This window comes from Ramlibacter paludis (genome assembly GCF_022012305.1).
GTDB lineage: Bacteria > Pseudomonadota > Gammaproteobacteria > Burkholderiales > Burkholderiaceae_C > Ramlibacter > Ramlibacter paludis.
Map to the genome: position 1 here is coordinate 169277 of NZ_JAKLTM010000005.1, position 14194 is coordinate 183470.

13 protein-coding genes are annotated in these 14194 nt (G+C 68.7%); 7 read left to right on the forward strand and 6 right to left on the reverse strand.

Annotation, left to right across the window (positions count from 1 at the left end):
* The first annotated feature begins 98 nt into the window (after positions 1-98).
* Positions 99-950, forward strand: coding sequence for an alpha/beta hydrolase (locus LZ009_RS17845; RefSeq protein ID WP_275699317.1), 852 nt, complete (start codon positions 99-101; stop codon positions 948-950).
* Here the strand turns inward: LZ009_RS17845 and LZ009_RS17850 are convergent.
* The 3 genes from LZ009_RS17850 to LZ009_RS17860 are packed head-to-tail and all read right to left on the reverse strand — an operon-like array spanning position 922 to position 3894.
* Positions 922-2091, reverse strand: a complete 1170-nt coding sequence (locus LZ009_RS17850) for an MFS transporter (RefSeq protein WP_275699318.1) — start codon at positions 2089-2091, stop codon at positions 922-924. The genes LZ009_RS17845 and LZ009_RS17850 overlap by 29 nt on opposite strands.
* The gene (locus tag LZ009_RS17855) at positions 2088-2795 is read right to left on the reverse strand and encodes a 16S rRNA (uracil(1498)-N(3))-methyltransferase (protein WP_275699319.1); all 708 of its coding nucleotides are present in this window, start codon (positions 2793-2795) and stop codon (positions 2088-2090) included. Before LZ009_RS17855 ends, LZ009_RS17850 begins: the two co-directional genes overlap by 4 nt.
* 13 nt (positions 2796-2808) lie before the next feature.
* Positions 2809-3894, reverse strand: a complete 1086-nt coding sequence (locus LZ009_RS17860) for an aminoglycoside phosphotransferase family protein (RefSeq protein WP_275699320.1) — start codon at positions 3892-3894, stop codon at positions 2809-2811.
* Between the two features lie 68 nt (positions 3895-3962).
* Here LZ009_RS17860 and LZ009_RS17865 point away from each other — a divergent pair, with 68 nt between their 5' ends.
* Genes LZ009_RS17865 through rsmA form a run of 3 tightly spaced genes read left to right on the forward strand, consistent with a single transcriptional unit; the run spans position 3963 to position 8505 of the window.
* The gene (locus LZ009_RS17865) at positions 3963-6326 is read left to right on the forward strand and encodes an LPS-assembly protein LptD (RefSeq protein ID WP_275699321.1); all 2364 of its coding nucleotides are present in this window, start codon (positions 3963-3965) and stop codon (positions 6324-6326) included.
* 13 nt (positions 6327-6339) lie between these two features.
* Positions 6340-7710: a peptidylprolyl isomerase gene (locus tag LZ009_RS17870; RefSeq protein ID WP_275699322.1), complete on the forward strand. Its 1371-nt coding sequence runs from the start codon at positions 6340-6342 to the stop codon at positions 7708-7710.
* 33 nt (positions 7711-7743) lie between these two features.
* Positions 7744-8505 carry a 16S rRNA (adenine(1518)-N(6)/adenine(1519)-N(6))-dimethyltransferase RsmA gene (gene rsmA / locus LZ009_RS17875; protein ID WP_275699323.1) on the forward strand — a complete coding sequence of 254 codons (762 nt, stop codon included), beginning with the start codon at positions 7744-7746 and terminating at the stop codon, positions 8503-8505.
* A gap of 225 nt (positions 8506-8730) precedes the next feature.
* Here rsmA and LZ009_RS17880 read toward each other — a convergent pair whose 3' ends face one another.
* From LZ009_RS17880 to LZ009_RS17890, 3 genes are all read right to left on the reverse strand, one after another.
* Positions 8731-9159: a barstar family protein gene (locus LZ009_RS17880; protein WP_275699324.1), complete on the reverse strand. Its 429-nt coding sequence runs from the start codon at positions 9157-9159 to the stop codon at positions 8731-8733.
* A gap of 48 nt (positions 9160-9207) precedes the next feature.
* The gene (locus LZ009_RS17885) at positions 9208-9540 is read right to left on the reverse strand and encodes a guanyl-specific ribonuclease (protein WP_430300396.1); all 333 of its coding nucleotides are present in this window, start codon (positions 9538-9540) and stop codon (positions 9208-9210) included.
* A 276-nt stretch (positions 9541-9816) separates the two neighbouring features.
* A complete protein-coding gene (locus LZ009_RS17890) occupies positions 9817-12126 on the reverse strand; it encodes an NADP-dependent malic enzyme (RefSeq protein ID WP_275699325.1) in 2310 nt (769 codons plus the stop codon).
* Between the two features lie 281 nt (positions 12127-12407).
* On the opposite strand from LZ009_RS17890, the gene LZ009_RS17895 reads away from it, so the two are divergent.
* From LZ009_RS17895 to LZ009_RS17905, 3 genes are read left to right on the forward strand one after another with little or no spacing between them, the layout of a single operon-like run.
* Positions 12408-13148: a beta-ketoacyl synthase chain length factor gene (locus LZ009_RS17895; protein ID WP_275699326.1), complete on the forward strand. Its 741-nt coding sequence runs from the start codon at positions 12408-12410 to the stop codon at positions 13146-13148.
* Entirely contained in the window at positions 13141-13920 is a 780-nt protein-coding gene (locus LZ009_RS17900; protein WP_275699327.1) for a lysophospholipid acyltransferase family protein, read from the forward strand. Before LZ009_RS17895 ends, LZ009_RS17900 begins: the two co-directional genes overlap by 8 nt.
* Positions 13907-14191: a phosphopantetheine-binding protein gene (locus LZ009_RS17905; RefSeq protein WP_275699328.1), complete on the forward strand. Its 285-nt coding sequence runs from the start codon at positions 13907-13909 to the stop codon at positions 14189-14191. Before LZ009_RS17900 ends, LZ009_RS17905 begins: the two co-directional genes overlap by 14 nt.
* Positions 14192-14194 lie beyond the last annotated feature (3 nt).

A 14194-nucleotide genomic window follows, 5' to 3' on the forward strand; every position in this document is an offset into this window, starting at 1 on the left:
CACTGATTGACGCCTCGGCGTCAATCACGGCGAAAAAACCGCCAAATCCTCCCAAGGGTGCATTGACAGCGGCTCATCGGCAGCGATGATCGCTGCCGATGAGCCAGCAGTCGTCCGATTCGACCCTCTCGACCTTCACGGCCAGTGACGGCGAGAACATCGCGGTCCAGGATTGGCCGTGGCCGCTGGACGGCCAGCCGCGCGGCATGGTGCTCATCGTCCATGGCCTGGGCGAACATGCCGGCCGCTACGACCCTCTCGCCAAGCGCCTCAACCAGTGGGGCTTTGCCGTGCGCAGCTACGACCAGTACGGGCACGGCGAGTCCGACGGCGTGCGCGGCGGCCTGCCCACCACCAACCGCCTGCTCGACGACCTGACCGACCTGGTCGAGAGCTCCTACCGCCGCGCCGGCCCCGGCGTGCCGCTGATCCTGTTCGGCCACAGCATGGGCGGCCTGGTCGCTGCCAGCTTCGTGTCGCGCGGCCGCCAGCCCGTGGATGCGCTGGTGCTGTCCTCGCCGCTGCTGGCCATGCACCTGAACCCGGTGCAGAAGCTGATGATGAAGGTGGTGCCCAAGCTCGCACCCAACCTCACCGTGGGCAACGGCATCGAGCCCGCCCACCTGACGCACGACCACGCGGTGGTGGCGGAATACCGCATCGATCCGCGCGTGCACGACCGCATCTCCGGCCGCATGGCGCGCTTCCTCGCCGACGAGGGCGCCGCGGTGATCTCACGCGCGCCGCAATGGCAGGTGCCCACGCTGCTGATGTACGCCGGGCAGGACAAGCTGGCGGATCCGCAGGGCAGCCGCCGCTTCGCCGCCGCGGCGCCGGCCCAGGCCGTGAGCGCGCAGTGCTTCGACAACCTGTACCACGAGATCTTCAACGAGGTCGACCGCGAGACGGTCTACGGCCGCCTCAAGCAGTGGCTGGACGTGCGCTTCTGAGCGCGAGCCAGGCCAGTCCCATCGCCACCAGCGCCACCGGCAGCAGCGAGCCGAGGTTCAGCCAGGTCCAGCCGCGCGTGGTGACCAGCACGCCGGAAGCCAGCGAGGTCAGGGCCAGCGTGGCGAACACGAACAGGTTCAGCACCGCCTGCGCGCGGTCCTTCTCCTCCGGCGCATAGGCCGTGAGCGACAAGGTGGTGGCGCCGGTGAAGACGAAGTTCCAGCCCACGCCCAGCACCAGCAGCGCCGCCAGGAACTGCGGCAGCTCCACGCCGCTGAGCGCGATCGCGATGCAGGTTGCCAGCAGCGCGACGCCCACGCCCATCACCGGCAGCGTGCCGAAGCGCTTGATCAGGTGGCCGGTGAAGAAGCCGGGCGCGAACATGCCGATCACGTGCCACTCGAGCACCAGGGCCGCGTCGGAGAACGGCAGGCCGCATTGCTGCATGGCCAGCGGCGTTGCCGCCATCAGCAGGTTCATCACGCCGAAGCCGAGGCCGCCGGCCAGCGCGGCCACCAGGAACACGGGCTGGCGCAGCAGCTCGCGCACCGAGCGGCCACTGCGCACGGCGCTGCGCGGCGGCGCCGGCGGGAAGTCGATGGCCCACAGCAGCAGCAGCGCGATCGCGGCCACGACGGCCAGCGCGAGATAGGCGCCGACGAAGGGCGCCTGCGCCATGTCGCGCGTGCGCGCGGCCAGGTTGGGTCCGATCACCGCGCCGATCAGGCCGCCGGCCATCACCAGCGACACGGCCTTTTCCTTCATGCCGGCGGGCGCCAGTTCCGCCGACGTGAAGCGATAGAGGTTGGCGTTCGCCGCGTAGAAGCCGGCCAGCACGGTGCCGGCGCAGATGCCCCAGAAGTGCCGCTGCGCGGCCGCATAGGCGCACAGCAGCACCGAAGCGATCGCCACCAGCAGGCCGAGCTGGAAGGAGCGGCGCCGGCCCAGGCGCGCCTGCGCCATCGCCACCGGCCCCGTGAAGAGCGCGCCGCCGACCACGTAGCCCATCACCGGCACCGTCGCCATCCAGCCATAAGGCGCCAGCGAGAGGCCCACGAGTCCGTTGATCGCGATGAAGGTGACGTTGTTGGTGAGGAAGAGGCCCTGCAGGACCGCGAGCAGCCACAGGTTGCGGTTCACGGCGACCCCAGCGTCAACACGGCCAGCGCCGCCAGCGGCGCCGTCTCCGCCCGCAGCACCCGCTTGCCGAGGTGCACCGGCTGCCAGCCCCGCGCCACGGCGGCATCTTCCTCGGCGGCGGTGAGCCCGCCCTCCGGCCCGCTCAGCAAAGTGAGTTCGCCCTGGGCGCGCGCGGCCAGCGGCTGCGTGCCGGCACGCAAGGAGAGGATCAGGCCGGCGCGCTGCTGCGCCGCCAGCCATGCCTGCAAAGGCTGCACCGCCCGCACTTCCGGCACCCGGTTGCGCCCGCATTGCTCGCAGGCGGCGATCGCCACGCCCTGCCAATGCACCTGCTTCTTCTGCGCCCGCTCGCCCGCCAGCCGCAGCACGCTGCGCTCGGCCAGCAGCGGCTGGATCGAAGCGACGCCGAGTTCGGCCGCCTTCTCCACCAGCCAGTCCATGCGTTCGTTGGCCGGCATGCCGACCGCCAGGTGGACCTGCAGGCTCGCTTCGCGTTCGACCGGGTCGTGCGCTTCCACCGCGACGCGCACCTCGCTGCGGCCCATGTGCGTCACGCGCGCCGCGTATTCGCCGCCGCGGCCGTCGAACAGGGTCAGTGCGTCGCCCGGCTGCAGCCGCAGCACCTGCACGTGGCGCGCGGGGCCGGGCGGCAGCGCGAGCTCCAGCCCGGTGGCCAGCGGATCGGGGCAGTGGAAGCGCGGCACCGTTGGCGCCGCGTCAGAGCCGGCCGAAGGCGTAGCCGCTGACGGCCTGCGAGCCTTCGATCTCGTCGATCAGGCGCGCCAGCGGCGCGAGCTCGCGGTAACGCTGGGTCGTCGCGCGGATGTAAGCGATGAAACGCGGCGCATCCGCCAGGTACTTCGGCTTGCCGTCGCGCAAGGTGAGGCGCGCGAAGATGCCGGCCACCTTCAGGTGGCGCTGCAGCCCCATCCACTCCACCGCGCGGTAGAACTCGCCGAAGTCGGTGTCGACCGGCAGGCCGGCCTTTTGCGCCTGCTGCCAGTAGCGCACGGTCACGTCCAGCACGAACTCCTCGTCCCAGCTCAGGAAGGCATCGCGCATCAGGCAGGCGATGTCGTAGGTGATGGGGCCGTAGACCGCGTCCTGGAAGTCCAGCACGCCCAGCCGCGGCTCGGCGGGGTCGCGCGGGATCATCAGGTTGCGCGGCATGAAGTCGCGGTGCACGTAGACGGCGGGCGCGGCGAGGTTGCGCTCGACGATCAGGCGGAACTGGCTGTCCAGGGTGGCCTGCTGCGCGGGGGTGAGCGTCGCGCCCCTGTGCTGTTTCAGGTACCAGTCGGGGAAGAGCGCGAGTTCGCGCTGCAGCAGGGCCTCGTCATAAGCGGGCAGCACGCCCGGCCGGGAAGCCTTCTGCCAGTCGACCAGGGCGTCGATCGCCCGTGTGTAAAGCGGCAGGTTGGCGCGCGGCTGTTGCGCGTCCACCACTTCGATCATGGTCTGGGTGCCCAGGTCGTCCAGCAGCATGAAGCCCTGGGCTTCATCCCATTCCAGCACCCGAGGCACCAGCAGGCCGGCCTCCTGCATGAGGGCGGCCACCTGCACGAAGGGCCGGCAGTTCTCCTTGTCCGGCGGGGCGTCCATGACGATCTTCGAGCCATCCGCGGCGTCCACCCTGAGGTAGCGCCGGAAGCTGGCGTCGGCCGACGCGGGGCGCAGGCTGGCCGGCTGAAGGCCGTGGCGCGGGGCGATCGCGGCCAGCCAGGCGTGGAATGCGGCCTCGCGGCCGGGATCGGCCCAGCTGACGGCGGGGGGCTGGGCGGGGAAAGACACGGAATCGCTCATGGATAATCGATTCTACAAATCCACCCTGGCGAGCCGGCCTGCCGGCCGCCCGGGGAATCCCACCCTCGATGCACAACAAGACAACCCAGGCGTCGCGCGCCCGATTTGCCCTGAGCCCGGTGGCCCTGGTCGTCGCCTCGCTGCTGCAGCCGGTGGCCGGCCAGGCGCAGACCGGCGAGCCCTCGCCGCAGCTGCGGGCCAGCCCGAAGCTGCGCGAAGACATTCCGCAGGCCGTGCGGGACCAGCTGCCCACCTTCGTGGAAGGCGACCGCATCAGCGGCCAGACCGACGTCAACACCACGATCGAAGGCAAGGCGGCGCTGCGCAAGGGCGACACCATCATCCGCGCCGACAAGCTGGAATACAACCAGCCGCGCGACCTGGCGACCGCCACCGGCAACGTGCGCATCAACAAGGCCGGCAACGTCTACGAAGGGCCCTTGCTCGAGCTCGAGGTCGACGCCTTCCACGGCTTCTTCAACGAGCCGCGCTACCGCTTCCTGCGCAACGACGCCTACGGCGAGGCCGAGCGCGTGGACTTCATCGACGACAAGCACTCGATCGTCAAGAACGGCACGTACACGACCTGCAGGCGCAAGCCCGGACCGAGCTGGATGCCCGAGTGGATCCTGAAGGCGGCTTCGCTCAGCATCGACGAGGAGGAAGAAACCGGCTACGCCGAAGGCGCGGTCCTGAGCTTCTACTCGGTGCCCATCCTGCCGGTGCCGGCCATGAGCTTCCCGCTGTCGGACAAGCGCAAGTCGGGCGTGCTGCCGCCCACCATCGGCCTGGACAACAAGAGCGGCCTCGAGCTGATGCTGCCCTACTACTGGAACATCGCGCCCAACCGCGACGCGACGTTCTATCCGACGCTGATGACCAAGCGGGGCATCGACCTCGGCGGCGAATTCCGCTACCTCGAGTCCTCCTACAACGGCACCGTCCGCGGCGACTACCTGCCCAACGACCGCCTGCGCGACCGCGACCGCTGGGGCCTGAGCTACCAGCATGCGCAGGCCCTGAGCTCCGGCGGCCGCTTCGGCGCGGGCTCGTTCAACCTCGACATCAACCGCGTCAGCGACGACAACTACTGGAGCGACTTCTCGCGCAGCGGCACCTCGCTCACGCAGCGCCTGCTCAATGGCGAAGGCGTGCTGAACTGGGGCTGGCGCGACTTCACTTTCATGGCGCGCGAGCAGAAGTGGCAGACGCTGCAGGACGTCACCTCGCCCATCACGCCGCCCTACGACCGCGCGCCGCAGCTGCAGGCCCGCTACGTCAAGGGCCAGCCCGGCGAGCTGGAGGCGGTGGTGGAGACGGACTTCACCCGCTTCGTTTCCGACCCCGTGGTCACGGGCCAGCCGAACGGCAAGCGCACCTACGCGCTGGCCCAGTTGAGCCGCCAGTGGGGCGCGCCCGGCTGGTTCTTCACGCCCAAGGCGCAGGTCCACGCCACCCATTACGAGCTGGACCCGTTCGCCACGACGAATCGCCGCACGGCCGACCGCGTCGTGCCCACCGGCAGCCTGGACGGCGGCCTGATCTTCGAGCGCGACACCAGCTATTTCGGCCGCGCCTTCCTGCAGACGCTGGAGCCGCGCGCCTTCTACGTCTACACGCCGTTCCGCGACCAGAGCACGCTGCCGGTCTACGACTCGGCGCCGCAGGATTTCAACTTCGCGTCGATCTGGACCGAGAACGCCTTTGCCGGCAACGACCGCATCTCCGACAACAACCTGCTGACGCTGGGCCTCACCACGCGGCTGCTGGACCCCGCCACCGGCGCCGAGGCCGCCAAGTTCGGCGTGGCGCAGCGCATCCGCTTCGAGGACCAGAAGGTCACGATGCCCGGCGCCGCGCCGGTCAGCGAGCGCTGGTCGGACATCCTGTTCGGCGCCTCGGTCAGCCTGGTGCCGCAGTGGAATTTCGACACCACGGTGCAATACAACCCGAAGGACAACCGCTCGATCCGGTCGACCGTCGGCTTCCGCTACGCGCCCAGCAACTACCACGTGGTGAGCGCCGCCTACCGCCTGCAGCGCGGCTACAGCGAGTCGGTCGACATCGGCTGGCAGTGGCCGCTGAACGACCTGTGGGGCGACAAGGGGCGCGACCTCGGCCCGGGCCTGGGCCAGGGCGACGGCCGCTGGTACAGCGTGGGCCGCCTGAACTACAGCATCAAGGACCAGCGCCTGGTGGATGCGGTGGTGGGCTTGGAATACGATGGCGGCTGCTGGCTGGGCCGGGTGGTGTTCGAGCGCCTGCAGGCAGGCACCGACCACGCCAACAAGCGCGTGCTGTTCCAGCTGGAATTCGTCGGCTTGAGCCGGCTGGGCTCCAACGCGCTGCAGACGCTCAAGGAAAATGTCCCCCGCTACCAGTTCCTGCGTGAACAGGTCCTGCCGCCCAGCCGGTTCACCAATTACGACTGACTCCATGCCTTCGATGACGAACTTCCGACCCCTGGCCCTCGCGCTGGCCTGCGCTGCGCTGCTCGCCACCCTGGTCGCGCCGGCCCAAGCCCAGGGCCTGCGGCCCAGCCAGCAGCTGCGTCCCGGCGCGGCGCCCCAGTCCGGCCCGCGGGCCGCCGACTACATCGTGGCGGTGGTCAACTCGGAGCCGATCACCAACAACGAAGTGCGCGTGCGCATGCTGCGCTACGAGCAGCAGCTGGCGCAGCAGGGCTCGCCCATGCCGCCGCGGCCGCAGCTCGCGCGCGAAGTGCTGGAGCGCCTGATCACGGAGAAGGCGCAGCTGCAGATGGCCAAGGAAAACGGCGTGCGCGCCGACGACTCGATGGTCGACCTGGCCGAGCAGAACGTCGCGCGCAGCAACAACGTCGAAGTGGCCGAACTGCGCCGCCGGCTGGTGGCCGACGGCCTGAACGTCGCCCAGTTCCGCGAGGATCTGCGCAACCAGATCCTGCTGCAGCGCCTGCGCGAGCGCGAACTGGCCCCGATGGCCCGGGTGACCGAGCTGGACATCGACAACTTCCTGCGCGAGCAGGAACAGTCGGTCGGCAGCGCCGCCAACACCGAGATCAACCTCGCGCACATCCTGGTGGCGGTGCCCGAGAACGCCCCGGCCGGCCAGGTCGCCATCCTGCAGGCCAAGGCGCAGCAGCTGCTGCAGCGGGCCAAGGCCGGCGAGGACTTCGGCAAGCTCGCCCGCGAGTTCTCCGACGCCTCGGGTGCGGCCTCCAACGCCGGCCAGATCGGCCTGCGAACCGCCGACCGGCTGCCGCCCTTGTTCGTCGAGGTGACGCGCGACCTCAAGGAAGGCCAGGTCAGCGACGTGGTGCGTTCCTCGGCCGGCTTCCACATCGTCAAGGTGCTGGAGAAGCGCCAGTCCAGCCGCGCCGGCATCAGCGTCACCCAGAGCCATGCCCGCCACATCCTGCTGCGCGCCACGCCGCAGATGACGGAAGCGCAGGCCGTGCAGAAGCTGCAGGACTTCAAGCGCCGCGTGCAGGCCGGCCAGGCCGACTTCGCCCAGCTGGCCCGCGAGAATTCGCAGGACGCAAGCGGCAAGAACGGCGGCGACCTCGGCTGGGCCAGCCCCGGCATGTTCGTGCCCGAATTCGAGGACGTGCTGAACGCCCTGGCGCCCGGCCAGATCTCGGAGCCGGTGATCAGCCGCTTCGGCGTCCACCTGATCCAGCTGCTGGAGCGCCGCCAGAGCACCCTGGGCCAGCGCGAGCAGCGCGAAGTCGCCCGCAACCTGCTGCGCGAGAAGAAGCTCGACGACGCCTACCTCAGCTGGTCGCAGGAAGTGCGCGGCCGGGCGTATGTCGACTACCGCGAGCCGCCCCAGTAATTGGGGTCAGAACCCAATTAACCGGCGGCAGCGATGAAGCACCAGGCGCGCAAGCGCTTCGGCCAGCATTTCCTGGCCGACCACGGGATCATCGACGCCATCGTGCGCGAGATCGACCCGCGCGCGGGCCAGGCGATGGTGGAGATCGGCCCGGGCCTCGCCGCGCTCACGCAGCCGCTGGTGGAGCGGGTCGGCCGCCTCGCCGTGATCGAGCTCGATCGCGACCTGGCCGCGCGCCTGCGCAAGCATCCGCAGCTCGACGTGGTCGAGGCCGACGTGCTGAACGTCGACTTCACCGCGCTGGCGCGGGAGCGCGGCGTGGAAAAGCTGCGCGTGGTCGGCAACCTGCCGTACAACATCTCCAGCCCCATCCTGTTCCACCTGCTGCAGCACGTGGCGGTGGTGGAGGACCAGCACTTCATGCTGCAGAAGGAAGTCATCGACCGCATGGTGGCCGCGCCCGCGACCTCGGACTACGGACGGCTTTCGGTGATGCTGCAGTGGCGCTATGCGATGGAGAACGTGCTGTTCGTCCCGCCCGAGTCCTTCGACCCGCCGCCCCGCGTGGACAGCGCGGTGGTGCGCATGGTGCCCTACGCCGAGCCGGCGGCGGTGGACGAGAAGCTGCTGTCCGAGCTGGTGCAGGTCGCCTTCAGCCAGCGCCGCAAGATCCTGCGCAATACGCTGGGGAAGTGGCTGGAGGGGAAGGGATTCAGTGGCGAATTCGACGTGCAGCGGCGGGCGGAGGAAGTGCCGGTGGCGGAGTACGTCGCCACCGCGGCGGCGCTGCAATGAAAAAAGCCCCGCGATGCGGGGCTTTTTCGTGGATGGACGGTGCTTAAGCCGCCGCGAGCCAGTAACCCGCATTGAACGGGCTGCTCATGCGCAGCGCCAGGGGCGACACGTCGAGCAGCTTGTCCGTGGGCATCTTCTCGCCTTCCGGGGTCGCAACCGGTTGCTGCACCGGTTCGCCCTGAGCCTCGTTCGCCCGTTCCGCTTGGCTGTTTTGCGCGGAACGGGCTACCGAAAAGAATAGAAACAGCGGAAGGGGACCTTCCTGTCCGCCCAGAAATCGGCGGTGTCGCGGAAGATGTCCAGCAGCTGCTCGCGCGCTTCCTTGTCGAACTTCCCGTTGGCCGGAATGTGTTCCAGCACCACGATGAAGCCCGGCTGCGGGCCCGATTTGTGCAGCGGGTCCGTCATGCAGTCGTACAGCGCGTCGAAATTCTTTCCGAAATGCTGGGGGAAGGTGAACTGCGCGGCGATCATGTCCAGCACGTCCTGCTTGCTCTGGGCCGTGGCCAGGTTGGCATACAGGAAGTGGTGGCCCAGGGCCGTGGCGGTCTCCTGCAGGTCGGACACCCGGAAAGCCCGGATCGACTGCACGATGTTGCTGCGCACGCCTTTCAACGGCGTGTCGGAAATCTCAGGACGAAGTGGTTTTTCCATCTCCGTTTCTTTCTCGGTAGTCAAAAACTCATCCCGCTTCATTTCGGGTCACTCCACGATCTTGCGAAAGCTGGCGTAGTGGTCAGCGGTGTAATAACAGGCATGCGGAGCCCGGGCTGGACCCCCGCACACGATGCGCCGGGCGCCCCGGTCGCGCGAACGCGGCGTCGCCACGGTGTACTCGCGGTAGTAGCCGCGACTCTCGGCCGGCAGCTGGCGCTCCCGGTTGCCGAACACCGTGCCGTCCTTGTCGTACGGGAACGGACCGCCCTGGCGGATGCGTTCATAGGTCTCCTGGCCCTGCTTCGGCAGTTCCGCCACCTTCACGGTGGCCGGCCCGTCCTGCGGCCCCCGGGCCTGCGCCGCGGGAGTTCCAGCCAGCGCCAGGGCCAGCAGTACGCTGGTTAGCGCACACTTGACGACGGCACGACGGGAAAGGATGGGACCTTCTGGGGAGATCTTCAAGGAATCGCCACTCGGGCTCCCGAGGGAGCCATAACTCTTCAATACCCGGGTAAACCCGGAAACTTTCAAGCGCGCTAGTGTGACCGATGTGCCTTCAAAAGGCAAGCCGGTGCCCAATTTTTGGGCACCGGGAAGGGTCAAAGCATTGCCACCAATGCTTTGTAAAGTTAGTGCTGGCTGTCTAAACAGGCCTTATCGCGTCGCGTTGGCGTCCGCGACAGTGAGGGCCGTCATGTTGACGATGCGGCGCACCGTGGCGCTGGCCGTCAGGATGTGCACCGGTTTGGCCGCACCCAGCAGCACCGGGCCGATGGCGATGTTGCCGCCGGCCGCCGTCTTGAGCAGGTTGTAGGAAATATTGGCAGCGTCGATGTTCGGCAGCACCAGCAGGTTGGCGTCGCCGGACAAGGTGCTGTGCGGCATGATCAGGTCGCGCGCATGGCCGTCGAGCGCGACGTCGCCGTGCATCTCGCCATCCACTTCCAGCCAGGGGGCGCTGGAGCGCAGCAGTTCCAGCGTCTCGCGCATCTTCAGCGCGCTCGGCTGGTTGCTGCTGCCGAAGTTGGAATGGCTCAGCAGCGCCGCCTTCGGCTTGATGCCGAAGCGCATCATTTCCTCGGCCGCCATCACCGTGATCTCCGCCAGCTGCGCGGCCGTCGGGTCGTAGTTGACGTGCGTGTCGACCAGGAAGACCTGGCGGTTCGGCAGCATCAGGCCGTTCATGCAGGCATAGGTGCAGACGCCGGGGCGCTTGCCGATCACCTGGTCCAGGTACTGCAGGTGCAGCGAGGTGATGCCCCAGGTGCCGCAGATCAGGCCGTCGACGTAATCCTTTTGCAGCAGCATGCCGCCGATCAGCGTCAGGCGCCGGCGCATCTCGATCTTGGCCATCTGCACCGTCACGCCCTTGCGCTCGGTCATGCGGTGGTAGGTCTGCCAGAAGTCGCGGTAGCGGTCGTCGTGTTCGACGTTGACGATGTCGTAGTCGCGCCCTTCGGCCAGGCGCAGGCCGAACTTCTCGATGCGCTCGGCGATGATCTTCGGCCGCCCGATCAGCGTCGGCCGCGCCACGCCCTCGTCGGAGACGATCTGCGCCGCGCGCAGCACGCGCTCTTCCTCGCCCTCGCTGTAGGCCACGCGCTTCTTCGCCGCCGTCTTGGCCGCGGTGAAGATCGGCTTCATCGTCGTGCCGGAGGCGTAGACGAAGCTTTGCAGCTTCTCGCGGTAGGCGTCCATGTCGGCGATGGGCCGCAGCGCCACGCCGCTGTCCTGCGCCGCCTTGGCCACGGCCGGCGCGATCTTCATCATCAGGCGCGGGTCGAAGGGCTTCGGGATCAGGTACTCGGGACCGAACGAAAGCTGCTGGCCGGCATAGGCCGCCGCCACCACTTCGCTTTGCTCCGCCTGCGCCAGTTCGGCGATGGCGTACACCGCGGCGATCTCCATTTCCATGGTGATCGTGGTCGCGCCGCTATCGAGCGCGCCGCGGAAGATGTAGGGGAAGCACAGGACGTTGTTGACCTGGTTCGGGTAGTCGGTGCGGCCGGTGGCGATGATGCAATCGGGGCGCGCCGCCTTGGCGTCTTCCGGATTGATCTCGGGATTCGGGTTGGCCAGCGCCAGGATGATGGGGCTCTTGCCCATCTTCTTGACCATGTCGGCCTTGAGCACGCCGCCGGCGGACAGGCCCAGGAACACGTCGGCATCGGCGATGACCTCGGTCAGGGTGCGCGCCTTGGTGTCCTGCGCGAACTCCTCCTTGTCCGGGTCCATCAGCTCCTTGCGGCCCTTGTAGACCACGCCGGCCAGGTCGGTCACGAAGATGTTCTCGCGCGGCATGCCCAGCTTGAGCAGCAGGCCCAGGCAGGCCAGGGCGGCGGCGCCGGCGCCCGAGGTCACGAGCTTGACCTTGGTGATGTCCTTGCCGACCACCTTCAGGCCGTTCAGGATGGCCGCGGCCACGGTGATGGCGGTGCCGTGCTGGTCGTCGTGGAAGACCGGGATCTTCATCCGCTCGCGCAGCTTGCGCTCGACGTAGAAGCAGTCCGGCGCCTTGATGTCCTCGAGGTTGATGCCGCCGAAGGTGGGCTCCAGCGCCGCGATCACGTCGACCAGCTTGTCGAGGTTCTCCTTCTCCGCGATCTCGATGTCGAACACGTCGATGCCGGCGAACTTCTTGAACAGCACGCCCTTGCCTTCCATCACCGGCTTGGCGGCCAGCGGGCCGATGTCGCCCAGGCCCAGCACCGCGGTGCCGTTGGTGATGACGGCCACCAGGTTGCCGCGCGCGGTGTAGCGGAAGGCGGCGTTGGGGTCCTTGACGATCTCCTCGCAGGGCGCGGCGACCCCGGGCGAATAGGCCAGCGCGAGGTCGTGCTGGTTCAGCAGCTGCTTGGTGGCGGCGATGGCCACCTTGCCGGGCGTCGGGAACTCGTGGTACTCGAGGGCGGCCTGGCGCAGCTGGGCGCGCTTGTCGGGGGTCGACGGGGAATCAGAGGGCATGGAATCCGGTCTCCTGGGCTCCGCGCGGCGCGGCGCCTTGTTCTTGGCCTGAAAGGGCCTGCGATTGTAGACCTGCTGCGGGCAAACCCTAGTACGGAACTATGCGTAGCCAAGTCACAGCAGCCTTGCCTGCCGACGGTGTATCCGATTCCCGACGCGGCGGGCGGGAAAACCGGAATTCTTGCGCTGCGCCCAGTAGGCGCTTACAACTCCCCGGAGGGGCTGTGGGATACATCATTTAACATCCGACCGTATAAGGATGAGCAGCCTCGGGAGGGGCCATGAAGGGTGTGCGCTTCGCGATCACGGACTGGGCCGCTTCGGCGCCTGGCCTGCCCGCGCCCTCGGACTGGCAGGCCTGGGCGGACGCGCCGGCACGCCCGCAAGGCGCCCTGGAAGCGAAGCTGGAAGCGATGCCGGCCATGCAGCGGCGCCGCTTGAACGCGCTGGGCCGCGCCGCGGCGCAGGTGGCCTGGGACTGCCACGCGCCGGACGTGGAAGTGCCCGTGGTGTTCGCTTCGGGCCATGGCGACTCCCAGCGCTGCCTGCAGCTGCTCAAGGAATTCGCGGCCACCGCCGCAGCGTCCCCGACCGACTTCACTTTTTCCGTGCACAACGCCATCGGCGCCATGTATTCGATCAGCCGCAGCGACACGGCCAGCTACACCAGCGTGGCCGCGGGCGTCGCCAGCGCCGCCGCCGGCGTGGTGGAAGCCTGCGCGCTGCTGGCCGATGGCGCGCCCTCGGTGCTGCTGGTCTGCTACGACGCGCCGCTGCCGGCTGAATATGCGCAGTTCGAGCAGGAGCCGGCGGCGCCTTATGCGTTTGCCTGGCGCGTGAGCGCGGCGCGGGAGGACCAGCCGCATATCGCGTTGACGTGGACGACGGCGGAGCCGGGGTCGCCACCCCGGCCTACGGAACTGCCCTTCGGGCTGGAAGTGCTGCGGTTCGCAATCTCGCAGCAGCAGGAAGCCGAACTGCACGCCGGCGGCAAGCGCTGGACCTGGAGCCGCCATGCTTGACCGCATCGAGCGCGGCTGGCGCGTGCTGGCCACCGGCGCCTGCTTCGCCACCTTCGGCGCCGGCAGCGTGCTGCTGGGCGTGGTGGTGTTTCCGCTGCTGAATGTCTTCGTGCGCGATGCCGGCCGGCGCGCGCTGCTGGCGCGCCGTGTGATCCGCGCCACATTCCGCTACTTCGTCTGGATGATGCGCGCCACCCGCGTCCTGAGCGTGGAAGTCGAAGGGCTGGAGCGCCTGCAAGGCGGCGGCCGCCTGATCCTCGCCAACCATCCGACCCTGATCGACGTGGTGCTGCTGATGGCGCTGGTGGACCAGGGGGACTGCGTGGTCAAGGGCGCCCTGAGCCGCAACCCGGTGACGCGCGGCCCGGTGCGCGCGGCCGGCTTCGTCTTCAACGACGACGGCGGCGAGGAACTGCTGGCCGATTGCCTGCGCTCGGTGCGCACCGGCAACAACCTGATCATCTTCCCGGAAGGCACGCGCAGTTCGCGCACCGAGCCGATGAAGCTGCAGCGCGGCGCCGCCCGCGTCGCGGTGCATGGCGCGCTGGACATCACGCCGGTGCGCATCCGCTGCACGCCGGCCACGCTGGCCAAGGGCGAGAAGTGGTGGCAGGTGCCGGCGCGGCGCGCGCACATCCGCATCGCGATCGGCGAGGCCATCGCGGTGTCGCCCTTCATCGCCGACGCCCCCAACGAGGCGCTGGCCGCCCGGCGGCTGAACAGCCACCTGACCGACTATTTTTCGAAAGAGCACGACCTTGCAAGCGCTTGAACAAGAGATCAAGGAATTGATCATCTCCGCCCTGTCGCTGGAAGACGTGCGGCCGCAGGACATCGCCACGGAAGCGCCCTTGTTCGTCGAGGGCCTGGGCCTCGATTCCATCGACGCGCTCGAACTCGGCGTGGCGCTGCAGAAGCGCTACGGCGTGACAATGTCGGCCGACGCGGCCGAGACCCGCAAGCATTTCGGCAGCGTTGCCGCGCTGGCCCGCTTCGTCGCGGCCGCCCGCACCGACGCCGCCGCTCCCGCCACCACCAGGTGAACG